16 protein-coding genes and 1 pseudogene are annotated in these 23,343 nt (G+C 57.1%); 1 reads left to right on the top strand and 16 read right to left on the bottom strand.

Annotation, left to right across the window (positions count from 1 at the left end; all coding sequences use genetic code 11):
• Nucleotides 1–3: 3 nt before the first annotated feature.
• Nucleotides 4–867, bottom strand: coding sequence for a DUF4123 domain-containing protein (locus ACMXYI_RS22635; protein ID WP_415769159.1), 864 nt, complete (start codon nt 865–867; stop codon nt 4–6).
• Entirely contained in the window at nt 858–2,912 is a 2,055-nt protein-coding gene (locus ACMXYI_RS22630; RefSeq protein ID WP_415769158.1) for a type VI secretion system tip protein VgrG, read from the bottom strand. Before ACMXYI_RS22630 ends, ACMXYI_RS22635 begins: the two co-directional genes overlap by 10 nt.
• 241 nt (nt 2,913–3,153) lie before the next feature.
• On the opposite strand from ACMXYI_RS22630, the gene ACMXYI_RS22625 reads away from it, so the two are divergent.
• Nucleotides 3,154–4,455, top strand: coding sequence for an OprD family porin (locus tag ACMXYI_RS22625; protein WP_415769157.1), 1,302 nt, complete (start codon nt 3,154–3,156; stop codon nt 4,453–4,455).
• A gap of 116 nt (nt 4,456–4,571) precedes the next feature.
• Here the strand turns inward: ACMXYI_RS22625 and ACMXYI_RS22620 are convergent, their stop codons facing one another.
• From ACMXYI_RS22620 to ACMXYI_RS22555, 14 genes and pseudogenes are all read right to left on the bottom strand, one after another.
• Nucleotides 4,572–5,510: a carbohydrate kinase family protein gene (locus ACMXYI_RS22620; RefSeq protein ID WP_415769156.1), complete on the bottom strand. Its 939-nt coding sequence runs from the start codon at nt 5,508–5,510 to the stop codon at nt 4,572–4,574.
• Between the two features lie 13 nt (nt 5,511–5,523).
• On the bottom strand, nt 5,524–7,020 hold the full coding sequence (gene xylB, locus ACMXYI_RS22615) for a xylulokinase (protein ID WP_415769155.1): 1,497 nt from the start codon (nt 7,018–7,020) through the stop codon (nt 5,524–5,526).
• Nucleotides 7,021–7,146: 126 nt separating this feature from the next.
• Nucleotides 7,147–8,622, bottom strand: a complete 1,476-nt coding sequence (locus ACMXYI_RS22610; protein ID WP_415769154.1) for a mannitol dehydrogenase family protein — start codon at nt 8,620–8,622, stop codon at nt 7,147–7,149.
• Between the two features lie 15 nt (nt 8,623–8,637).
• A complete protein-coding gene (locus tag ACMXYI_RS22605) occupies nt 8,638–9,741 on the bottom strand; it encodes an ABC transporter ATP-binding protein (protein ID WP_140678725.1) in 1,104 nt (367 codons plus the stop codon).
• A gap of 33 nt (nt 9,742–9,774) precedes the next feature.
• Nucleotides 9,775–10,605: a carbohydrate ABC transporter permease gene (locus tag ACMXYI_RS22600; RefSeq protein WP_046047128.1), complete on the bottom strand. Its 831-nt coding sequence runs from the start codon at nt 10,603–10,605 to the stop codon at nt 9,775–9,777.
• A 10-nt stretch (nt 10,606–10,615) separates the two neighbouring features.
• On the bottom strand, nt 10,616–11,542 hold the full coding sequence (locus ACMXYI_RS22595) for a carbohydrate ABC transporter permease (protein ID WP_046055095.1): 927 nt from the start codon (nt 11,540–11,542) through the stop codon (nt 10,616–10,618).
• A 146-nt stretch (nt 11,543–11,688) separates the two neighbouring features.
• Complete coding sequence (locus tag ACMXYI_RS22590; protein WP_415769153.1) at nt 11,689–12,999, bottom strand: ABC transporter substrate-binding protein; 1,311 nt, start codon at nt 12,997–12,999, stop codon at nt 11,689–11,691.
• Nucleotides 13,000–13,340: 341 nt separating this feature from the next.
• Nucleotides 13,341–14,246 carry an AraC family transcriptional regulator gene (locus tag ACMXYI_RS22585; protein ID WP_056740114.1) on the bottom strand — a complete coding sequence of 302 codons (906 nt, stop codon included), beginning with the start codon at nt 14,244–14,246 and terminating at the stop codon, nt 13,341–13,343.
• A gap of 79 nt (nt 14,247–14,325) precedes the next feature.
• Nucleotides 14,326–15,207: a phospholipase gene (locus tag ACMXYI_RS22580; RefSeq protein WP_415769152.1), complete on the bottom strand. Its 882-nt coding sequence runs from the start codon at nt 15,205–15,207 to the stop codon at nt 14,326–14,328.
• Between the two features lie 191 nt (nt 15,208–15,398).
• Nucleotides 15,399–15,557 (bottom strand): annotated as a pseudogene (locus tag ACMXYI_RS22575) (phospholipase); the annotation flags it as partial.
• Nucleotides 15,558–15,606: 49 nt separating this feature from the next.
• Nucleotides 15,607–16,902: a glycosyltransferase gene (locus ACMXYI_RS22570; protein WP_415769151.1), complete on the bottom strand. Its 1,296-nt coding sequence runs from the start codon at nt 16,900–16,902 to the stop codon at nt 15,607–15,609.
• Nucleotides 16,903–17,010: 108 nt separating this feature from the next.
• The gene (locus ACMXYI_RS22565; RefSeq protein ID WP_415769150.1) at nt 17,011–20,847 is read right to left on the bottom strand and encodes a hypothetical protein; all 3,837 of its coding nucleotides are present in this window, start codon (nt 20,845–20,847) and stop codon (nt 17,011–17,013) included.
• 273 nt (nt 20,848–21,120) lie between these two features.
• Entirely contained in the window at nt 21,121–22,626 is a 1,506-nt protein-coding gene (locus ACMXYI_RS22560) for a PhoPQ-activated protein PqaA family protein (protein WP_415769149.1), read from the bottom strand.
• Between the two features lie 165 nt (nt 22,627–22,791).
• Nucleotides 22,792–23,151, bottom strand: a complete 360-nt coding sequence (locus tag ACMXYI_RS22555) for a response regulator (protein ID WP_415769148.1) — start codon at nt 23,149–23,151, stop codon at nt 22,792–22,794.
• Between the last annotated feature and the right edge of the window lie 192 nt (nt 23,152–23,343).

Raw genomic sequence — 23,343 nt, 5'->3', positions numbered from 1 at the left:
TCATCAGGCGGCGCTGGTAGCGAGTTGCTTCAGCTGTTCAACCTTGATGAACGACTCTTCCCTGGATTGCAGGATGGCCATGGCCTGGGGTTGTGTTTCGAGCAGCGGGCCGTTGGCGATGTGGGCCAGTTTGAGTAAATGCCGGCCTTCGTAGATGTTGTGATTGACCAGCACATCAAGGTTTTCCGCGATATTGGGCAGCTCTTCGTCAGTCGGCTCGCCAAATGCGGTGTATTGCTCATCGACCCAGTAGACCCAACCCAATGGCTCTTGAACCTTTGGTGCATCGTCCGGGATGTTGAACGCTGAGACGTCGCCCAGCCATTCGAGTTCCGAGGTTGGGGCCCAGCTCAACCAATGACCGTTGCCGGCACCGAAATGAGCCGGGGCAGGGGTGTAGACGTGTTGCCAAGGGCCGAAGAGTTGATGCGAGGTTTCGCCGGCGGTGTAGGCCAGTGCGGCCCACAGGCTTGGCTTGTGATAGCTCAGCAGGCTTTGGCCGCCGGAACCGTCATTGGCGCGCAATAGCCAGCGCGCATGGGCCAAAGCCTTGACCGGGTCGTCAGTGGTCAGGGCGATGCCGGAAAAGTTTTCTTCACAAAGCTTTGCGGCTTCGGCGGCCAAGCGGCTGCCCCATGGCGCGTTGAGCCACAAGGGGCCGTCAGCGGCGATCTCGGCGAAATCGGTGCCGATGAACAAGCCTTGGGAGTTCATCGGTTCGCCGACACGGTAGAGGCGGCTCATGGCCTCAGGCTGGCGGGTGCGATCGATGATGAAGCACAGCGTCTGGCTCGACGGTTCTCTCGGCAGTTGCTCGAACGAATGGCGGGGTTCGGCGAGGAGGGCGTTCAACGCTTTTACATGCATGTGCAATCCTTACGGCTGCAGGCGCCGTTGCTCTGTTTTCCGCACAACGGAGTGATGCCGGACTCGTTCAGCCGTTTTGGCAGTGGTATCGGGACTTTGCCGGCCTTATCCGCATCCGCCACCTTCATCGGCCCCGGCAACAACGGCGCAGCAGGCGTCCCCGACCCCGGTCCACCCCCCGAGTTAACCTTCACCTGCGCACCACTGATCGTCACGCCCCCCGCGTCAATCTTCACAAAGCTCCCGCCAGCCTTGGCCGTCAGCTCCATGCCACCCTCAACCACAACCTTTTCCCCGGCGTTGTAGTGAATCTCCTGACCGGCCTCGACAAACTGCGCCGTCCCCACCTTCACATGCTGAGTCACGGCAACCGTCAGGTGATCATTAGCCCGGGTCTCCGTCTTGCGATCCAGATGGGTAATCCGATGTTCTTCAACCTTGAACTCACTGAAAACATTGGCCTCGACTGTGTCGTGCCGTTCGTTGCCGATGCGGATCTTCTGATCATGCTCAATGTTTTCATCCCAATCGCGCTGGGCGTGCAGATAAATCTGTTCCGCGCCTTTCTTGTCTTCAATCCGAAATTCGTTGTAGCCGTTGCCGCCCGGTGAGCTCAGGGTCTTGAAGGTGCTGCGGGTTTTGTTCGCCGGCAGGTCGTAGGGGACGACGTTTTCCTTGTGGTAGAGGCAGCCGGTGATCAGCGGCTGGTCGGGGTCGCCTTCCATAAACGACACCAGCACCTCCATGCCAATGCGCGGGATGGCGATGCCGCCGTAGGCGTTGCCGGCCCAGCCGGTGGCGACGCGCAGCCAGCAGCTGGTGTTGTCGTCGGCCTGGCCTTCGCGGTCCCAATGGAACTGGACTTTGACGCGGCCATATTGGTCGGTGTGGATTTCTTCGCCCTTAGGGCCGGTGACGATGGCGGTCTGGCTGCCCAAGACTTTGGGTTTCGGGTGTTCGAGGGCAGGGCGGAAGTGCGCGTCCCACGGGGCGGCGAGAAAGCGGTTGCGGTAGCCCTGGTGGAAATCGTCTTTGTTCTGGGTGACGTCGCTGATGACGTTTGCGCCGAGCACTTGCGGCTGTTTGCCTTCGTGCACCACTTCCAGCAGCAGCCAGAGGTCGTTCCACTCGGCGCGCGGGTGTTCGCTCAGGGCCATGAAGTGGCCGCTGACCAGGGTTGGCTCGTCGCCTTTGCCTTCGGCAAGTTTGTAGTCGCTGCGATGGCGTTCCAGGGCGCGGGTTGCCAGTTGTTTGCCGCGTTCGCGGTCGGTGAAACGGCCGGGGTAGTCGTAGTCTTCCAGGTCCGGGGCGAATTCGCTTTTGGCGGCGCCTTCGGGAAGGATGCGCGGTTTCTCGAAGTCGTAGTCGCGGCGGCTGACGCGGGTGGTGCGGGTTTCCAGGCGCAGGTTGAAGCGCTTGATCACCGGTTTCTTGGCGGCCATGCCGGAGTCTTGCTGATAGGCCACGGGCGCGAGTTTGCGGAACACCGTCTGGTCATCGCCGAACACCAGTTTGTGGCCGCTGGACGAGTGCTGGAAGTGGAAGTGGATGCCTTCTTCTTCGCACAGGCGCTGGATGAAATGCAGGTCGGATTCGTCGTACTGCACGCAGTAATCGCGTTCCGGGTAGATCGCGCCGAGCTGGAAGCTGTAGGCGTCGGCCAGGATACCGCGCGCTTCGAGGACCTGAGCGATGATCTTCGGCACACTTAAATGCTGGAAAATCTGCTGGTCATGGTTGTGGCGCAGGTAGGCGAGTTGCGGCACCAGGCTGATGCTGTAACGGGTCAGGCTTTTGCCGGAATCGCCTTGCTCGATGCGGTAGACCAGACCGTGGATGATGCCTTTGCCGGTGGCGCCGAAGGTCAGGCAGCCAGGCTTGTGCAGCAACTCTTCGAGTTTCAGGTCGGGGCGCGCGCTGACGAGTTCGATGTCGAAACAGAACGGTTGATTGAGGGTTTCGCGACCGACGAAGCTGAGTACCTGAAGGTCAACCGAAACGCCTTCCAGCGTCAGGGAAATATGGATTGCGTTCGCGTCCAGCATGCCTTTAATTCCGTCCTTTGAATAAGCTGGGGCGGATGGTGCAGGATTAAAGCGCCTCGTTCAAGGAAACGAACAGTCATTTACCGACTAAAGTCGTCTGTAGCCCGTAACAGCCTTCTGCCATCATCGCCGCTCACTTCTGTGTGTCCACTTCATCTTGGCAAGTTACTTGTCCGGGGCGAAGGCTATTTTCTGGCTTATTGCGCCTTGCGCAAACGCTGCACTGTTGGAGCTTTTTTTCATGCGTCCCCCCTTTACTCTCATCACCGCGCGCCAGTCACTCGGCTTCGGCGCTTTAGTCCTGTGCGCCGGTTTTACCGGGTCGGCTTTTGCGAGCGGTTTTATCGACGACACCACGGCGAAACTCGAGTCGCGCACGGTGTATTTCAATCGCGACTTTCGGGATGGGCACACGTCCGCCGAGCAGGGCGCTTCGAAGCGTGAAGAGTCGGCTCAAGGTTTTATTCTCAATCTGCAATCGGGTTACACCGAAGGCACCGTCGGTTTTGGTATCGATGCGTTGGGCATGCTGGGGCTCAAGCTCGATTCCAGCGCCGACAGCAGCAACAGCGGTTTGCTGCCGTCCACGGGGCAGGATCCGCGTGGGTCGAAAGACGAATACGCAAAACTGGGACTGACCGCCAAAGTGCGATTCTCGCAAAGCGTATTGAAGTACGGCGCACTGCTGCCTGACGTGCCGCTGCTCAAGTACAACGACGGTCGTTTGCTGCCGACGATGTTCAATGGCGCAATGCTCACCTCCAAAGAGGTCAAGGACCTGACCTTTATGGCGGCGCGGCTGGACAAGTACACCGCCCGGGATTCCACCGACTCCCAGGACATCCGCGTGCACTGCAAGAACAAGCGTTATGCCTGCAACGTCACCGCCGATCATTTCGACATGTACGGCTTCGACTACAAGATCAACGAGCGCCTGACCGGCCAATATCACTACGCCGAGCTTGAGGACATCTACCGTCAGCACTTCGTAGGTTTGCTGGCCAACCAGCCGTTGGGTGACGGCATGCTCAAGGCTGACCTTCGACTGCTCAAGAGTGCCGACAGCGGCGCCGCTCGTGCAGGTTCCATCGACAACCGCGCCCTGAGCGGCATGCTCGCTTACGCCATCAGCGGTCACACCTTCAGCGCCGGTTGGCAGCGCATGAACGGTGACAATTCGATGCCGTACCTGGATGGGACCAATCCGTACCTGGTCAACTATGTACAGGTCAACGACTTCGCCGCTGCGCAGGAGCGTTCGTGGCAGCTGCGTTATGACTATGACTTCAAGGCGATTGGTATCAACGGGCTGAGTTTCCTGACCCGTTATGTGAACGGTGACCACATCAAGGTGCTGGGCAGTGATCAGGAAGGAAAGGAGTGGGAGCGCGACAGCGAGCTCAAGTACGTGGTGCAGAGCGGGACGTTCAAAGATGTCAGCCTGCGATTGCGTAATGCGACATACCGGACGAACTACGAGAAGTTTGCCCGGGATGTCGATGAGACCAGGTTGATCGTGAGTTACAACTTTTCGGTGCTCTAACTGATCGTTCCCACGCTCCGCGTGGGAATGCAGCCCGGGACGCTCCGCGTCCCTTTCGCGAGTTGGAACACGGAGCGTCCCTTGAGGCATTCCCACGCAGAGCGTAGGAACGATCGTCAGGTGAGCTGCTGGCGATACGGTAAATCCGGCCCGGTCTTGCTGCACGTCAGCGCCGCCGCTTGCACTGCAAATTTGAGCATCCCGTCAATCTGCTCGCGGCCGAGCGATTGCACACCTTCAACCGAATCCAGCTGCTGCTCCGTCAGCCAGGTAATCAACGCTGCCTGGAACGTATCGCCAGCGCCTACGGTGTCGGCAATTTTCACTGAACTCGCCGGCACCGACCAGGAGCCATGCATACGGCTGAACACCGTCGCCCCCTCGCCACCACGGGTCAGAAACACCAACTGACAGCGATGCTGCAGCCAGCCTTCAATTACCCGTTGCGGATCCTGCTCGGGGTACAACAGGCTCAAATCCTCATCGCTGACTTTGATCAGGTCGGCCAGTTCAACCAAGGTCGCAATCCGCGAACGCCACAGGTCGATATTCGGCTCAGGATTGAGCCGCACGTTCGGATCAAGGCTAATCAAGCGTTTACCGCTTTCCCGCTGCAGCAATGCCAACAGTGTGTCGGCAATCGGTTGCACCACCAGCGAAAACGAGCCGATGTGCAGGCCGCGTACTTCAGGGCCCAGTTCCGGCAGATGCTCGGTTTTCAGCTGACGATCCGCGCAGCCTTCACCCCGGAAGCTGTAATGCGGCGAACCATTGGCACCGACGGCCACCATCGCCAGGGTCGTAGGCGCAGCGAAATCCACCAGGTAATCCGGGCGCACGCCTTCATCCTGCAGGACCTGCTGCAAGCGCCGACCGAGGTAGTCGGTGGACAGGCCGGCAAACAGCGCAGCCTCCACCCCCAAACGGCGCAAACCCACCGCCACGTTGAACGGCGAGCCGCCGGCAATCGCCTTGAAATTCACTTTTGAAGCCAGGCCGCTGGCATCGTCTTCACTGAAGAAATCGAACAGCGCTTCGCCACACACCAGGTACATAGTTATTCACTCTTTAAAGGGTTGCGACATGCTGTTGATAGCGTTCGTAGGCCTGCTGACAGGCCGCTACATTTTCGGCAATCGGCCAGGTTTCGCTGGCCGGGTCGAGCTTCACGCAACGCTCGCATAGATCCTCCAGGCTGTCTTCACGCCCGTTTTCCCAGGACTTGCACCACGCCGCCTGAATCGCGGCGCCAAGGGCCGCGGCTTCGCTTTGTTCGGTGCAGATCACCGGGGTGTTCATGATGTCAGCGACGATCTGCCGCCACACCGGGCTTTTCGAGCCGCCGCCGATCAGGCAGATACTGCGGCTTTGTAAGCCATTCTGGCGCAACAGGTCCAGCCCATAACGCAAACCGAAGGTCGTGCCTTCGACCACCGCGCGGCACAGGTTGGCCTGAGTCAGGTTAGTCATCGTCAACCCCAGCAAGCTGCCGGTGGCATGGGGCAGGGCGGGGACGCGCTCGCCGTTGAGGAACGGCAGCATGCACACGCCTTCGGCACCGATGGGGGCTTGCGCGACGAGGGCATTGAACTGCTCGATATCCAGTTCGAACAGCTCGCGAATCACACCGGTGGCATTGGTCAGGTTCATGGTGCAGATCAGCGGCAGCCAGCCACCACTGGAGGAGCAGAACGTTGCGACTGAAGCGTCCGGACTGACCTTCGGTTGATCCGCATAGGCGTACACCGTCCCCGAAGAACCGAGGCTCATGGTGATAGCGCCGGGCTTGATATTGCCGGTGCCGATGGCGCCCATCATGTTGTCGCCACCGCCGCTGGACACCAGTGCCTGCGGGTTGATGCCCAGGTGTTCGGCGATGCTCGGCAGGATCGTGCCGACCGCTTGATGAGCGTCAATCAGCTCCGGCAGCGCGGCTTGCAGTCGCCCGGTGGCATCGATGTCACGCAGCAGCTGTAAATCCCACTGACGAGTTCGCACATTGAAATAGCCGGTACCCGAGGCGTCGCCGTACTCGCTGCAACTGCGGCCGGTGAGCCAATAATTGAGGTAGTCATGGGGCAGCAGGATGCGCGCGATGCGAGCGAAAATCTGCGGATGTTGTTCTTTGGTCCAGAGCAGTTTGGAGACGGTGTAGCCCGGCGCGATCACAACGCCGAGGCGTTCCAGGGAGCCTTTTTCGCCACCCAGATGGGCAAGCAGACGGTCGTTTTCCGGGGTGGATTCGGTGTCACACCAGAGTTTGGCCGGACGCAGCACCTGGCCCTGATCGTCGAGCAGCACCAACCCATGTTGCTGGCCGGAAACGCCGATGCCGAGGATGTCCTGGCCGTCGACCTTCGCCGCGAGCAATGCGCGGCGGGTGGCAAGCGCGAAGGCCTCCAGCCATTGCGAGGTGTCTTGCTCGCGGCGGCCATTGGCGCCACTGATCAGGCTGTGCGCGGCGGCACCCTGGCCCAGCACCTGACCGCTGATGGCGTCGAGAATGATGGCTTTGGTGCCTTGGGTGCCGCAGTCGATGCCGAGGAATAAATGTCGGTTTGTCATGGATACACCCTGCCGAAGATCGTTCCCATGCTCTGCGTGGGAATGCCTCAATGGACGCTCTGCGTCCGCTTTTGGATGGGACGCGGAGCGTCCCGGGCTGCATTCCCACGCAGAGCGTGGGAACGATCAGTTGGCGAGTACTCGTTCGAGGGTTGTTGTTACGCCGACGTCACGCAAGCTGTTACAGCACCACTCAAACGCCGCCACGAATTCCGGCGAATGCGGAATCGCCGTACCAAAAATCTCTTCAACCGCCAGCAACCGCTGCGTAATCAACGCATCATCCACCACCAGCGCCTGACAAAACGCCGCCCGCGGATCGGGAATGCTGTAGGTATCGCCATTCTCGTCCACGCCCTTCAGATACAACGCCCAAGCCGCCACCACTAATGCCGCTCGTTTGGTCTCCTGCCCATCAGCAATCAACCGATTGATCGTCGGCACGGTGAACTTCGGAAACTTCGACGAACCGTCCGAACACACGCGTTCCAGCTGATCGGCAATCGCCTGGTTGGAGAAGCGCGCCTCCAGGGTGTTCTTGTACTCGGTCAGGTCAATCCCCGGCACGGGCGACAACTGCGGGGTCACGTCCAGGTCCATGTAGGCACGCATGTAGCGCACGAACAGCGGGTCGTTCATGGTTTCGTGAACGAAGCGGTAACCCTTCAAAAACCCCAGATAAGTGAGCGCCAGGTGACTGCCGTTGAGCAGTTTGATTTTCATCTCTTCATAAGGCGTGACGTCGTCGGTGAACTGCACGCCGACCTTTTCCCAGGCCGGTCGACCGTTGACGAACTTGTCTTCCAGCACCCACTGTACAAACGGTTCGCAGACCACCGGCCAGGCATCGTCGATAGCGTGTTTATCGTGCAGTTGCAGCTTGTGTTCGGTGCTGGTCATCGGCGTGATGCGGTCGACCATGGCATTGGGGAAACTCACGTGGGTGGCGATCCAGTCCCCCAGCTCGGCATCGCGCAGGGCGGCGAAAGCCAGTAACGCTTTGCGAGTGACCGCGCCGTTGTGCGGCAGGTTATCGCAGGACATCAAGGTGAACGCAGGTGTGCCGGCTGCACGACGTTTGGCCAGCGCGGCGCAGAGAAAACCGAACACGGTTTTCGGTGCGTTCGGGTGTGCCAGGTCGTGCTGGATTTGCGGCAGCTGGGCCATGAACTCGCCGGTGCTGTCGTCGATGCAGTAGCCGCCTTCGGTAATGGTCAGCGAAACGATACGGATCTCGGGGCTGGCGAGTTTGTCGATCAGCGCTTGCGCGCCGTCTTCGGCCAGCAGCATGTCGCGAATCGCGCCGATCACCCGAACTTCGGTGTCGTCGGTATCGCCCAGCTCGAACAGGGTGAACAGGTAATCCTGCTCTTTGAGATCGTCCCGGGCGCGGCGGTCTTCGGCGCGCAGGCCGACGCCGCAAATCGCCCAGTCCAGGCCTTCGCCGGTATTCATCAACGCATCGGTGTAATACGCCTGATGCGCCCGGTGGAAACCGCCGACGCCGATGTGCGCGATGCCTTGGCGGGTGTCGCTCAGGGCGTAGGCGGGCAGGACCACCTCGGGGGCGAGGCGGTTGAGGTTCTGTTTATTGAGTTTCATCACAAGGTCTCGAAATCAGGCCGCAGCGCGTAGTGGGCGGGTCAGCGCCACACCGTCGGCATCGAATAAATGGCAGTGCTCGGCGTCCAGATGCAGGCTCAGCGACTCGCCATAACGGCTGGCCAGGTCGCCGCGAACGCGCATGGTCAAGGCTTCGCCGGACGAGGTCACCACGTGGCAGAAGGTGTCGCTGCCCAGGCGTTCGCTGACGTCGGCCGTGACCTGCAAAGTGCAGTCGCCGGTTTGCGCGAGGTTGAGGTGTTCAGGACGAATGCCCAACGTCACCGCGCCGCCGACGCTCAGGTTGGCACCGCTCAGCGGCAACGTGATGCGGGTGCCGGCGTCCAGCAGCACTTCGCAGCTCTGGCTTTCGACGCGGGTGACTTTGCCCTTGAGGAAACCCATTTTCGGCGTGCCAAGGAATCCGGCGACAAACAGGTTGGCCGGCTGGTGATACAGATCCAGGGGCGAGCCGACTTGTTCGACTTTGCCGCCATTGAGTACGACAACTTTGTCGGCCATGGTCATGGCTTCGACCTGGTCGTGGGTCACGTAAATCATCGTGGCTTTGAGTTCTTTGTGCAGGCGCAGCAGTTCCAGTCGCATCTGTACGCGCAGGGCGGCGTCGAGGTTGGACAGTGGTTCGTCGAACAGGAATATTTTCGGGTTGCGCACGATGGCCCGGCCGATGGCCACGCGCTGACGCTGACCGCCGGACAACTGTTTCGGTTTACGTTCGAGCATCGGCCCGAGTTCGAGGATGCGTGCCGCTTCGCCGACTTTCTTCTCGACTTCGGCTTTCGGTACGCCGGCCAGGTCGAGGGCAAACGACATGTTTTTGCGCACGCTCATGTGTGGGTACAGGGCATAGGTCTGGAACACCATCGCCAGGTCGCGCTTGGCCGGGCTGACTTCGGTGATGTCGCGGCCATCGAGCTCGATGGTGCCGCCGCTGACTTCTTCCAGGCCGGCAATCAGGCGCAGCAGGGTGGATTTGCCGCAGCCCGACGGGCCGACAAACACCACGAACTCGCGGTCGTTCACTTCCAGGTCGATGCCTTTGATGATGGAAAAGCCTTCGAAGCCTTTTTGCAGATTCTTGATTTTCAGGTTGGCCATGGTGGCGCTCCTTTTGTGCTTATTCTTTGAGGGCTATTTCACGGCGCCGAACGACAGGCCGCGGACCAATTGTTTCTGGCTGATCCAGCCGAAGATCAGGATCGGCGCGCAGGCCAGCGTCGACACCGCCGACAACTTGGCCCAGAACAGACCTTCGGGGCTTGAGTACGAGGCGATCAACGCGGTCAGCGGCGCGGCTTTCGACGAGGTCAGGTTCAAGGACCAGAACGCTTCGTTCCAGCACAGGATCAGCGACAGCAGCACCGTCGAGGCCAGGCCACCCTTGGCGATCGGCAGCAGCACCCGGACCATTTCCTGCCACAGCGTGGCACCGTCGAGGCGCGCCGCTTCGAGGATGTCCTTGGGGATGTCTTTGAAGTAGGTGTAAATCATCCAGACCACGATCGGCAGGTTGATCAGCGTGTAGATCACAATCAGGGCGATGCGCGTATCGAGCAGGCCGAAACTCTTGGCCAACAGGTAGATCGGCATCAGCACGCCCACCGGTGGCAGCATCTTGGTGGAGAGCATCCACAGCAGCGTGCCTTTGGTGCGTTGGGTTTCGTAGAACGCCATCGAGTAGGCCGCCGGCACCGCGATCAGCAGGCACAGGGCCGTAGCGCTGAAGGAAATCACCACCGAGTTCCAGGCGAAACTGAAGTAGTCGCTGCGCTCGTTGATGTGCAGGTAATTCTCCAGCGTCGGCGTGAAGATGAACTGCGGCGGCGTGGCGAACGCGTCGATTTCGGTTTTGAAACTGGTCATCACCATCCAGAAAATCGGGAAGAAGATCAGGATCGCGATGGCCCAGGCCAGGGTGCCGAGCAGCAGGCTTTGCAGACGGCGGGATTGTTGAAGGGTCATGGCGCAGGCCTCAGGCTTTGTCTGTCAGGTTTTTGCCGATCATGCGCACCAGCACGATGGCCGCGATGTTGGCGATCACCACCGCGATCAAACCGCCGGCGGACGCCATGCCGACGTCGAACTGCACCAGCGCCTGGTTGTAGATCAGGTAGGCGAGGTTGGTCGAGGCGTAGCCGGGGCCGCCGTTGGTGGTGGTGAAAATTTCGGCGAACACCGAGAGCAGGAAGATGGTTTCGATCATCACCACCACGGCAATCGGGCGGGCCAGGTGCGGCAGGGTCAGGTGCCAGAAAATCGCGATCGGCCCGGCACCGTCGAGGCGCGCGGCTTCCTTCTGTTCCTGGTCGAGGGACTGCATGGCGGTCATCAGGATCAGGATCGCGAACGGCAGCCATTGCCAGGACACAATGATGATGATCGACAGCAGCGGGTAGTGCGCCAGCCAGTCCACCGGCTGCGCGCCGAACAGCTTCCAGACGTAGGCGAGAATCCCCGACACCGGATGGAAAATCAGGTTTTTCCAGATCAGCGCACCGACGGTGGGCATGATGAAAAACGGCGAGATCAGCATCACCCGCACGATGCCGCGACCGAGAAACTCACTGGCCTCCAGCAGCGCACTGATCAGCACGCCGAACACCACGCTGATCAGCAGCACGCTGCCGACCAGCAACAAGGTATTGGTGGCGCCGGGCAGGAAACCGGAGTCGCTGAGGAAGTAGCTGAAGTTCTCCAGCCCGACGAACTCGTTCTCACCGGGGTAGAGCAGGTTGTAGCGGATCAGCGAGAAATAAACGGTCATGCCCAGCGGCACGATCATCCACAGCAGCAACAACGCTACCGAGGGGCTGACCAGGAACCAGCCGGGGTTGGCCAACCGGCTTTTACGCACCGGTTGGGGAATGTCCATGTGAGCTTTGGCAGTTGAAATATTCATGGCGATAGAACCGATTGGGAACAGGAGCAGATGTAACGCGAAACCTGTAGGAGCAAAGCTTGCTCGCGATAGCCACGACGCGGCTCGTCAGATGAACCTCGTTATCGTTCATCGCGAGCAAGCTTTGCTCCTACAGGGATTGGGGGTTACTTGGGGTAACCGGCGCGCTTCATTTCACGTTCGGTGGTTGACTGGGCAGCGGTCAGGGCCTGGTCGACCGTGGTCTGGCCGATCAGCGCTGCCGAGAACAGCTTGCCGACCTGGGTGCCCACGGCCTGGAACTCAGGAATGGTCACCAACTGGATGCCGATATATGGCACGGGCTTGAGGGTCGGTTTGCTCGGGTCCGCGGCTTTCAGCGACTCGAGGGTCACCTTGGCGAACGGCGCAGCCTTCATGTACTCATCGCTGTACGTCGAAGCGCGGGTACCTGGCGGTACGTTGGCAATGCCGTCTTTCTCGGCAACCAATGCGCCGTATTCCTTGGAAGTGGCCCAGGCGCTGAAGGTTTTCGCTGCGTCCTTGGCCTTGGAACTGGTCGGTATCGCCAGCGCCCAGGAATACAACCAGGCCGAGCCCTTGTCGGTGGTCTCGTGCGGTGCGTAGGTGAAGCCGACGTGGTCGCTGACCTTGCTTTGGGTCTTATCGGTGACGAAGGAACCGGCGACGCTGGCATCGACCCAGATCGCGCATTTGCCGCTGTTGAACAGCGCGAGGTTTTCGTTGAAACCGTTGCTCGATGCACCCGGCGGGCCGGACTTCTTCATGGTGTCAACGTAGAAGTTCAGCGCGTTTTTCCACTCGGGACCGGTGAATTCCGGCTTCCACTGCTCATCGAACCAGCGCGCACCATAGGCATTGGCGACGGTGGTGATCAGCGCCATGTTCTCGCCCCAACCGGCCTTGCCGCGCAGGCAGATGCCGTACTGTTCTTTATCCTTATTGGTGAGTTTGCTGGCGAATTCGCTGATCTGGGTCCAGGTCGGGTGCTCGGGCATGGTCAGCCCGGCTTCCTTGAACAGATCGGTGCGGTAATAGGTGATGGAGCTTTCGGCGTAGAACGGCAAGGCATACAGCGAACCCTTGACCGACAAGCCTTCACGTACCGATGGGAACACATCGTCGAGGGCGTAACTGGCCGGCAAGTCCTTCATCGGCTCCAGCCAACCTTTGGCGCCCCAGAGTGCGGCTTCGTACATGCCAATGGTCAGTACATCGAACTGTCCGCCCTGAGTGGCGATGTCGGTGGTCAGGCGTTGGCGCAGGACATTTTCTTCCAGCACCACCCAATTGAGCTTGATGTCCGGATGCTCGGCCTCGAAGGTTTTCGAGAGTTTTTGCATGCGGATCATGTCGCTGTTGTTGACGGTGGCGATGGTCAGGGTCTGGGCGCCGAGGCTGACGCTGCTGAGGGTCATGCAGGTGAGGGTAAGCAGAGCTTTTACAGAAGGTTGCATCGTGCACTCCTTTTCTGCACCCGGCGGGTTGCAGAAGGACAGTTATTGTTTTTGTGTCTTCCGACGGCAGGAAGAATGTGCACTGATTACAGCCTTCAATTGATGACGTGACAAATCATCCATCGCACTTGAATCGATACTATTTTGCACTGAGGTCTGGAAAGGCAGGATTTGGCACCTGGCGCCCTGTAGCAGCTGCCGAAGGCTGCGTTCGAGTGCGAAGCACTCGCTGGAGCAGAGTACGCGGTGACCCTGGTGCAATGGAGTCGCAGGTTTGGCGCCTGCTGCGCAGTCGAACGCAGCCTTCGGCAGCTGCTACAGGGAGCGTCCGTGTTACAAAATCAGTGCTGATTTTGCTCAGTCAACCGCTGCACGGCCAACCGCCGGTAATGCGACGGCGTCATGCCCTTGAGTTGCTGAAAGCGCCGATTGAAATTGGAAATATTGTTGAAGCCCGATTCGAAACACACATCGGTTACCGGTTTGTCACCGTCGGCCAATAGCTCACAGGATTTACTGATGCGCAGTCGATTGACGAATTCGATGAAGCAGCGACCGGTGGCTTGCTTGAACACTCGACTGAAATAAGTCGGCTTCATGCCCAAGTGCTCGGCGACTTCCTCCAGCGGCAGTTCACGGGCGTAATGCGCGAAGATGTAATCCACCGCCCGGTTGGTGCGATCAATATTGTGCTCGTCGGCCAATTGCGGTGTCGTGGCCCCGGACAGCAGCTGATAGTCGTCAGAGGTCGCCAGCAACTCCAGCAGAATGAAAAAGTGCCCGAGGCGCGTCACGCCTTTGGTGTCGGCGATGCGCTGCATCAAAGTCATGGCCTGGCGGATGGTGCGCTTGCAGCGAAACTCGATGCCGTACTGGGCGCGCTCCAACAGCGGCGCCAGCGTCTTGAGTTCGGCAAACACCAAGTGGCCGCTGTCGAACAGCTCGTCCGTGAAATTGACCAGCATGTCGCGCTTGGGCACCACTTCGTCTTCGGCCACCTGGCTGATCCAGTTGTGGGGCAGGTTGGGGCCGGTGAGGAACAGCGATTCCGGATAGAAGTTACCGATGTAGTCACCGATGAACACTTTGCCGGAGCTGGCGACGATCAGGTGCAGTTCGTATTCCTTGTGGAAATGCCAGCGCACCAACGGGCAGGGGAATCCGTGCTGGCGGTAGATGATGGACAACCCGTTGTGGTCGTCCATCAGTTCGTAGGAGGGATCTGTCACGCGGGCTGTTCGGGTCATGTCAGGGCGCTTTTCTTGTTATCGCTGTCGGATCATGCCTCTTTTGCCGCCTTCTGTGCCAGCCTGCCACGACTTTTGCTCAGGCCGGCTCGTGCAACCTGTCTCCGTAAACTGCTTTCATGCTGGTGGCGCTCCAGCAGTTGCGGACAATATCCGCCTCGTCAAAAAAATCTGTGCTGATGATGCTGCAACGGGTGACCCAGTCGCGGGTGGTGTGGAACCAGTCGTCGATTTGGTTTTTGATGTGCTGCGGGCCACCCAACAGCGAATAGCACGTCGCCGGCAAAGACCAGAGAAATGTATCGTAAGGCGCGCCCACGAGGGTGGTCTGGATATGCGATTGCAGCTCGATGGTGTCGGTGAATACCTTGCCGTTCCATTTGTGAGGTATTTGCGGCCAGAAATACTCACTGTCGAGTCCGGGTTTCGCCTGTGCGGCCATGACAATGCGGCGCTGCGAACTGGCGTGCTTGAGCTGTTCCACGGTACTGAGCGCGTCCGAAGGACGGATCAAGCGCGAGCCCAGGTGGCGGATCAGAAGATCATTGAGTTGGTGGTAGTCGAAAGGCTTCGCCGCATCCCCTAGCTGGTGGAAGTCGAGGACGATGAATTCGTCCGGGTTTCGGTCGAGAAATGTCGTCACCGCGTCGATCAGTACATCAAGGATGCGGTGGGACTGATAGCCGTTGTGATGGAAGTAGAACACCGGTACTACCGGGCCGGCGATACAGCCAAGCCGGATATCGAACGCCCGTGCGCCGTTGGCCAGTTGCCAGGCAAATGAGTCGTTCTGGCACGTCGTCCAGTTGCCGACCACCACCTCATAGTTGGGCGCTTTTTTGTCCATGCCGGCGTTGTGCGTGCCGGGCCAGACAATATCAGTCAGCTTCAACTGGCCGATATCCAGTACGTTGCTCATCCATTTCTGTTTGTCGAATGTGGTTGCTGTATTGCGGGTCATGACAGTTCCTTGTCGTTGATTCGCCCCGTCCGTGGGGAGAAGAAGTTCATGTGTCGGATGTGGCTGGGTGCCACATCCGTATTACTCGCCTGAGACAAAAGGCTTTCATGACTCAGCATAGAAGTGCGTGGCAGTATTGCCAGCGTCGGAAACACTTACACAAGAATAGCTATTTGATGGCGCGAAAATTGTTAGTTTCGCTTGCTCGCTTTCGTCAGGTTTACAGTTCGGCAATAAGAGACAATGTTGGGCTCTTCAATAAAATCGACATTGATGATGTTGCACTTTGACGCCCAGTCGCTTTTCTTCGGGTCGAACCAGGAATTAAGCTCATCATGAATATCCACAGGGCTCGCTGCTGACGGCGATAATGCAAAATGTTTGTTGTTGGTGTGAGCTCTATAACAAATTTCGATTCTTCGCTTCAATCCATTGCGCCATGTATTGCGTACTTTTATGGTGGTGATGACGCAACATACTTCCCGTAAAGTTATCGCTTCTAAGTTGTGCCAAGTGTTGTTGGCAATACAACAACTTTTCGATCAGCGCCGGACCATGTTCCGATTGTCGATAACGATCGGCCAGCAATGTCTTCCCTTGGGATTGGGCGTCCGTCCACAGAGCCTCGTCCTTGTACAGCTGAACCGCGCAATCGGCGAACGCCTGTGCTGTTCGGGTCACAGCCCCCGGCCAGAGATGTTCACCATGCATCGCTTCTGCGCCGATCGGTGTTGTGATCGTGGGCGTGCCACACAACATGGCGTCGACAATTTTGCCTTTGATGCCGGCACCGAAGCGTAGGGGGGCCAGACAAATCCGTGCGCCAGACATGACTTTTAACGCATCTTCCGCCCAGTTCATTACATGAAAACCCTGGCCGGGGTTGTGCAACGCAGTCGCTTTGGGCGGTGTGTAAGCACCGTAAATGTGCAATTGAGCCTTTGGCAGTTGTTCGCGGATCAGCGGCCAGATAGTGGTTTTCATCCAGAGCACCGCATCCCAGTTGGGCGCATGACGGAAGTTGCCGATGCTGAGAAAGTGCGCACGGTCTTCAAACGAAACCGGTGGCGCGCTCGGCAGATCGACCATCAGCGGGCACCAGTGCAGCAACTGGCGCGGCAGCTTGAATTGCTCGACCAGCAACTCGATCTCCACTTCAGAAATCATCAGATTCAAGTCGCAACGATAAATCGCTGCGATTTCCCGTTTGGCCAGATCGGTCTCGGCCATGAGTTCAAACTCTTCACGCAACGCCGGCGCGAACAGTTCATTGAAGTCATTGGCGTCGTCACTGGCCTTCAAACGCTCCTTGAGGCGTTGATGGCGGGCATCTCGCAGGCTTTGCAGGTCGGAGGTCTCAAGCACGCGCAAGGCATCGGGGCAGTGTTTTTCAACGCGCCAGCCGAACTGTTCTTCCATCATGAACCGATCGAACAGAACGATATCCGGGGCCAGTTCGCTGATGAACGTGTCGAAACTGCTGTTGTTCAATTCGATCGGGACTTCGCGAATGCCCAAGACCGTCAGGTCTGCCCGGTGTTCACCGGTGCCGGCCGGACTACTGAACGTAATGTCCCAGCCTTGCTGCAAGAAGGTCTCGAGAATTTGCATCATGTGCCCACCAGCCGCTGAAGAGCGGGGCTCGGGCCAGACGTAACCAATGACCAGGACTTTGGTTGCGTGGGGCTGAGTCATGAACAGTGATCCTTTGCTGCAAGCGAGGGGGCAAAAAAGGGCGCAATTAAACCACAGTACAGTAGTGGCCGCATGCGCCCGGTTTCAGTAACTCGGTATGTCTGAAACTCAGAGAATGTTGATTTTTACCAGTGTCTGCCCACTGATGTATCCATTGTTGGCATTTTTGAGTGCCGCTTTCATGATCGCTATATTCTGCTGATACGCTTGCTTGTTGGTCTTCAATTGGCTTAGCAGCGATGTCGTCAATGCAAACGAGTCTGCATTTTTAAATGCCGTGCCGCGGTTGTAATTGGTATTTGGAAAACTCGGCAGGCCCATGGATATCTTGCCGTTGGCGAGATTCAGGAGTGGACTTACGTCCAATTGCTGAGAACCATGCTGAAATATTCCGCCGTGTTCGGCGTAGGCGAAATCTTTGGTTTTCGGCGCGCCGTGGAAAAGTTCATGAACGAAAGTATCGGCAGTGATGCCCGGGTTGAAATGATCCCTGCGATAAGCATCGTTGAAGTTGTTGCTGTAGACCCGGATGAATTCGTTTTTGGCATTTTGCGCCTTGTTGCCGGTCTTCCAATCGTTGTAGAGCCCCCAATGCAGCTCGGCTACTGCGTCGCTTTCTTTACCGCTGTCGACGATGAAGTTGCCGGGTTTAATATTTGAAAGATCCTCTTTGACTGCAATCAGGTAGTCGCGGTAAGCACTTCGGGCTGCGGAAGAGTCGTTCGCAAGCAGAAGGTCAAGAACCTTATTCGATTCCTGAATCAGCGTTGGGTCATTCAATACGTTGATGGCATCGTCTACTTTTCTGCTGGCGAGTGGTAAACCTTCTTTGATCACTGTACGAGCGTAGCTTTTAGGCATGACTTTATGCCAGTGTGGGGTGGGCAGTTTAAGTTTGAAATCAAAACCCTTCAGTTTAGCTCCCCAAGGCTCGCCAAATCGGTTTAGAGCGTACCATTCGTCATTTTGGCGTATACCCCAGACCCGGAAAAGGTCTTTCGAAGATTCCACGGGGCGCCAAGTTCCAAGACGAATGATGTCTGGATCGCCGGCTCTGGCCAATTGCTCGAATTGAGTCCTACCCATCAACTTGTGTAGCTCAGAAGTGGCGTTTTCCAAGACCGCAACACTCCCGTTAAAACCTTTGCGCAACAGTTTTGCGCCACCTTTAAGCAAATCCGGAATGCCATCCAGCGGATTTAGCAAGCTGCTCACCAGGCCCAGGCCAGCCTTGGCCATGGCACTGGCTTTCGTTGCAAGGGTCATGCTTTTGACGGCAAGACTGGCTACCTTAGCGACGACCCCGACCACCAACAGAATTGTCGCCGCAGTTTCCAGGGTGCAGGAATATACTCCTTGGGACTTTCGATTCAGATCGTCTGAACCCATGTCTTCGATGCATGATTTGAACGGTATGACAATATTGAGAAACGTGTTCAAGTCTTCTTCACGTTCTGCGCGCAATGCCTCCAGTCGGGTTTGCCCCCAACATTCTTTTACCAACTCATCGTAGGTTGCGATTGGCCGGTGCTTGAGCACGAAGTTCACGAGTGGCTCGAATTCACTTGAATAGAAACTTTGGTAGTAGCCTTTGCTTTCAATGTTCGAAGGCAGGGGGGGCGCTGATAGTTCACCGATTTTTTCAATGACGCCACGACTGGTATTGACGAGGCCCGGTGTGACTCCATGGGTGTAGCACTCGATGTCGGTAGGCAGTTGATGCACCGGTGCCGGATCGGAGTGGGTTTTTTCACTGCTGCGGGGGCTTGTATGTAACAGGTTCTCCCTTTCGATCAGCTTGGCCAGTTCCGTGTTTTCACGGCAGACTCCGTGCAAGGTGAACAGCTCATAACAACTCAGTCGTCCTTCGAAGTAGGTACACATCACCACGCCGTAACGACCGGTGGCCTGCTCTTTGTCTTTCAGACTCTCCATGGAAATCTGACTCGGCACCCCCTCTATGGCGTCAGTGAGTGACGATAATGGACCCCCGGTGGTGCGATAAAGAGTGGCGACTGAAGGCCGTACAGAGAATATCGTTACCTGTCCGCGCAGCAGCCGCGCCCGATCAGGAAGCGGCAAGGATGAAAGGGCCAGTTTCAAATACGTACTCATGGCCTGCGCATGTGACACATAGTCCAGATTGAATTGGCGGTAAAACTCTCCATCCGGAGAAATCAGATTGGGGAGCATCTTTGGGAACGCTTTATAAATACTCTCCCCATGCTGCAAGTCCCAATCACCTGTCTGCAGGTCATTGGACATGTGCAGGTCTACAGGGGATATGAGAAACGGTTCTCTTAAGTCGTCTAAGCCGTCTATCAGTGTTCGATTGCGCTTTTGGTGAAGGACGTCATCTTCAAGATAGGTGCATCCCTTGGCGACTTGCTTGAGGATGTCCAGGGCGACGCTCTTGCGGGTCGGCAAGGGGCGAGACAACGTTTCAGCCGTTTCAGCAAAGGTTTTCGCATGGCGGTCGTAAGCGGCCACTGCCACTTCAAAAGAATCCTTGACCGACCGGTTCACTTCATTATGGGTGACGATACCATTGAGCAACGCCCAGTCGATCACTGGATCTACAGCAGCCAAGGCATTGAGTGTCTGTTGCGACTCGGTGACTGAGTCGGACTCCATCAGGTGTTGTATTTGCGCATAGGTCATTGAGCGCGACGATCCCGGTGCAATGATTTCCTGCACCGCGATGGACCGGCAGTAATCAACCCATTGCGGGGTGCCTAATAGCAGAGTAGGCGGCAAGTCCTTGACCAGGAACTCCGGCGCGGTGCCAGCCAGCAATAAATGCGAGGCCAGTGCCGCGTTCTGTTCAGTGATCCGGTGGTTATTGATCAGATGTCTTTCGAATTCCGTTTGAACACTGGCGAAAGACTTCTCTATGTGTTTGGCCGCATAGACATCGAAACCGGCCACTTGATTGCGCGGCTCTTGCTCCCCGACCATCGGATGGAGGTCCAACAGTAGCGCAGTCAAAAGTATTTGCTGGAGAGACTCATCCGATAAGGGCTGATTATCTTGCGCACCATACCAATCCAGGTCCCGTACAAAACCTTTTGCCCAGATCAGAGCAACGGAGCTGGAAACAAGCTTTTTCAGATAATACTCCGCATCAGATCGTTTGAAGGGAGTGGATTGTCCACCCAGAATATCGTCTGACAGATGTTGCAATAATGACTTGCCCTTGGTGTATTCCTTGATAAGTGCTCGAAGCCGGTTGCACTGTGTTGATGACATAGTGAGCGAGTTATTTTCCCCGACCTGTATCATTTCCCAATAGTTGCCGAATGGCGGACTGACGGGATGTTGCTGTTCCAGGAATGCAATCAGTTTCTGGGCATCGGTGACCATCCGAGGGAGGAGGTAACGATGGAATTTCAACCATTGAGTCATGCTGACTTGGTCATCAAGGGTGACGACGCCACCGGTCAATTGGGCCATTTCAACCAATACAACAAGATCATCGTTCAGATCCGGAGCCAGTTTGAATGCATTCTCGAAACTCAGGGTGCTGCCTGCGTAGTGTGCCTTGACCTGACCATCAGCGGTTACTTCAAACAGTGAATGTTCGGACAGCTTAAGTTTCATCAAGAGTTTTTTGAAAGAGGCTTTTTCGACCATGTTTCGCAACATGGCTCTTGCGGGCTGGAGAGCTTCTTCTAGCGATGAGCCAGACTCCAGGGAGATGAATGCACCTTCCAGGGAGATGAACTGATCTTTCAGGTAGATGAGCGCACCTTCCAGGGTGAGGAACGCACCTTCCAGGCTGAATTCCTTGGAATCACTGTGTTCTTGCGTGCAACGCTTTAATTTGCTGAGAAATTCCTGGCGTTCGATATTGTCTTTTTGACTGTTGTGATCTTGGGGTGGGATATAAGCTGAAGGTCTTGATAAGTGTCTTTGAAAGGTATTGCCTGTATTTCCAATAGTCATGGTAAATCCATCTATTTCTGGGTGGTATGTTTGAGGTATCCTCTTTTAATGTTTGGGTGATAGCAAGTTCACCTGTGTAAGTGTGTGTTGCATTTGTCTGAAAATAATGACCGCTTTAGTCGGATGCTATTTAATTCGGGGGGGGCAAAGACTTCTTCGCTATAACTAGCAAGAGGTAAGGTGATTTATTAAACTTTTAAATGATGACTGAGAACAGTCAAGGAAACACGACAACCCCACAGAGCAAAAGGGTTGAGATTGTCGTGTCTTGATTTACTGACCCGGGGTGGCGGGTAGCGTTCTGCAAAACGCCTCATCGGCGGGTGGTGCCTGATTCGGATACGTATCCGGAAGAATCTTGACCATCGTCGTTTCGACAACGCCGTCCGCGTACTCAGCTTCGAAGAACTCTGCGCTCCAACCCACCTTGGGAGCACGGAGAGTCGTCTGGACGTCCATTGAGGCCGGCAATTGTGCTGCGGTGTAGCGCACGCCGCAGTTGTACCGGAAGTCCCGGGCCTTCGGGTTGAGCGCTGTCCACTGGGTCATCCTGATCGGTATTTCGGACAAGGTCAGGTGCAACTTGGACGATGTGGCGTCCAGGCGCTGTTCCTGTGCCTTTAACCTCGGTGCGGTATTGCCGGTCTGCCGCCGCTTGATATAAGGAATCAGGCTCGCTTCAACAAACGCCCGCACATCGTGGGCGGAATTGGGAATGACCCGAAGTGTATTGTCACCCGGCAAGTCCAAAAGATACTGGCGTGAAGCATCCGGGATGAAGAAGTCATCGCCACTGGCGTTGACGATGTATTTCGGGATCTTCAAGCGGTCGGTGTAGCCGGACAGATTCCGATAGGTCATCGGATCTTCGACCTGCATCAGCTTCTTGAACGGCTCGGTCTTGCGTTGGGCGATCACACCTTGCAAGTAGTAGTCGATGTACGCCAGTGGCCAGTTACCGCCGTAGGCCAGAAACGTCTGGTCGAACACTTTGTCCGTGTTCAAGACGTCGATGACAAACGGCACGATGCTATCGACGCGTGAGTCCGCAAGGGCGGACAGCCATACCGCCCAACCGCGTTTCGACGCGCCGGTGGCAAGAAAACTTACCACCTGGCCTGGTTGCGTTTCCTTTTGCGCCAGGTCCATGGCCTTGACCAGCGCTTCCATCATCGGCACATGCAGCGACATAAAGGGCTGTTGTTCCGGGGCCTGCATGAATAGTTTCCAGCTGTGGGCAACGCTGCCATCTTCTGTGCGGGGCACGCCGTCATCGCTGTAGGTCAAATACTGGTTAGGGACATTGCTGACAGCCACTACGATCAAACCGGTTTGCCGGGCAATGTTGAGCAGTGTTTGCTGCGAAAAGTTGTTGGGTGCTCCCGGAGACTCACCGGGCAAAGGCTTGTTGACACCGTCGTTGGCGACCAGCACGGCACGCGTACCCTTGACGTTGTCGGGAATGTACAGGTCGACTCCATGGGTCCAGTCCGCCGGGGTGACTTGACCGCCCTGGCCCCAGGACTGTGACGTCAGCTCGAAGCGCCGGATGTTGACACCGGGCTGTTGCTCTTGTCCCTTACTGATGTAGTGCAGCGGTTGCGTCGCTTCGGCTTTGCGATAGCAGCTCAGTACTTCGCTGAACGCCTGTCCGCTCTGTTCAAAGCAGTGCTGGGGATTGTCGGAAGAGGCTGACTGGCAACCATATCCGGCGATGAGCATCAGCAATAATCCGCTGATTTTTAAATAACGTGCGTAGCGTTCGGTTCGACTCGGCATGGACTCGGTTCCTTATGAGTGGGATCACCGGTCCAATCAAACGCCAGGCGGGCGGCCTTTTCTACTGTCAAACTTGACAGGTCAGAGCCCAAAAGCGCTGAAAAATGCAGCCTTACGTCGGCTTATGCAGAAAAGTGGTGGGGCCAGGATGCCCAGTCAACTGTCTCAGGCCAGCATGCCTTTGACCTTGTCGCGCAACTGATCAATGGAAAACGGCTTGCCGATCACCGACATGCCTGCAGGTACATCAATGCTTTCGGCATAGCCACTGGCGAACAAAATCGGCAATTCAGGACGCAGCATCCTCGCCTGGGTGGCCAGTTCACGGCCGTCCATCACCGGCAAGCCGACATCGGTCATCATCAAATCGATGTACTGATCTTCATCGTTGAGAAACTCCAGCGCCTTTTCACTGCCATCGGCCTCGAGCACCTTGAACTCGAGTTCCTCCAGCACATCGACAATCAGCATGCGCACGATGGCGTCGTCTTCGACTACAAGGATGATGGACGCGTTGGCGGACATAGTGGGGGTCTCAAAGGTTGAATTCGCGGTTGCCGGTCGATCGAAATCGCCGGGCTCTTGCTTGAGTAAGTGACGGAACCCGACAAGTTCCCACGCGGTAGAAAAAAGAATAGCCGCACAAGTGCTGGCAAGGATAACCGCTCCTTTACGATGGAGCCGTGGAATGTAGGATTTTGCGCGAAAAGGTGTCAG

It is taken from the genome of Pseudomonas lyxosi, assembly GCF_047758685.1.
GTDB lineage: Bacteria > Pseudomonadota > Gammaproteobacteria > Pseudomonadales > Pseudomonadaceae > Aquipseudomonas > Aquipseudomonas lyxosi.
This window is presented reverse-complemented; position numbering and strand designations above follow the sequence as displayed.

Bases quoted from the DNA above. Each gene is read 5' to 3' on its own strand.
- ACMXYI_RS22590 (WP_415769153.1), bottom strand. From the start codon at position 12,999: ATGCAACCTTCTGTAAAAGCTCTGCTTACCCTCACCTGCATGACCCTC.
- ACMXYI_RS22555 (WP_415769148.1), bottom strand. From the start codon at position 23,151: ATGTCCGCCAACGCGTCCATCATCCTTGTAGTCGAAGACGACGCCATC.
- ACMXYI_RS22605 (WP_140678725.1), bottom strand. From the start codon at position 9,741: ATGGCCAACCTGAAAATCAAGAATCTGCAAAAAGGCTTCGAAGGCTTT.
- ACMXYI_RS22625 (WP_415769157.1), top strand. From the start codon at position 3,154: ATGCGTCCCCCCTTTACTCTCATCACCGCGCGCCAGTCACTCGGCTTC.
- ACMXYI_RS22610 (WP_415769154.1), bottom strand. From the start codon at position 8,622: ATGAAACTCAATAAACAGAACCTCAACCGCCTCGCCCCCGAGGTGGTC.
- ACMXYI_RS22595 (WP_046055095.1), bottom strand. From the start codon at position 11,542: ATGAATATTTCAACTGCCAAAGCTCACATGGACATTCCCCAACCGGTG.
- ACMXYI_RS22560 (WP_415769149.1), bottom strand. From the start codon at position 22,626: ATGCCGAGTCGAACCGAACGCTACGCACGTTATTTAAAAATCAGCGGA.
- ACMXYI_RS22570 (WP_415769151.1), bottom strand. From the start codon at position 16,902: ATGACTCAGCCCCACGCAACCAAAGTCCTGGTCATTGGTTACGTCTGG.
- ACMXYI_RS22565 (WP_415769150.1), bottom strand. From the start codon at position 20,847: ATGACTATTGGAAATACAGGCAATACCTTTCAAAGACACTTATCAAGA.
- ACMXYI_RS22630 (WP_415769158.1), bottom strand. From the start codon at position 2,912: ATGCTGGACGCGAACGCAATCCATATTTCCCTGACGCTGGAAGGCGTT.
- ACMXYI_RS22620 (WP_415769156.1), bottom strand. From the start codon at position 5,510: ATGTACCTGGTGTGTGGCGAAGCGCTGTTCGATTTCTTCAGTGAAGAC.
- xylB (WP_415769155.1), bottom strand. From the start codon at position 7,020: ATGACAAACCGACATTTATTCCTCGGCATCGACTGCGGCACCCAAGGC.
- ACMXYI_RS22580 (WP_415769152.1), bottom strand. From the start codon at position 15,207: ATGACCCGCAATACAGCAACCACATTCGACAAACAGAAATGGATGAGC.
- ACMXYI_RS22600 (WP_046047128.1), bottom strand. From the start codon at position 10,605: ATGACCCTTCAACAATCCCGCCGTCTGCAAAGCCTGCTGCTCGGCACC.
- ACMXYI_RS22585 (WP_056740114.1), bottom strand. From the start codon at position 14,246: ATGACCCGAACAGCCCGCGTGACAGATCCCTCCTACGAACTGATGGAC.
- ACMXYI_RS22635 (WP_415769159.1), bottom strand. From the start codon at position 867: ATGCATGTAAAAGCGTTGAACGCCCTCCTCGCCGAACCCCGCCATTCG.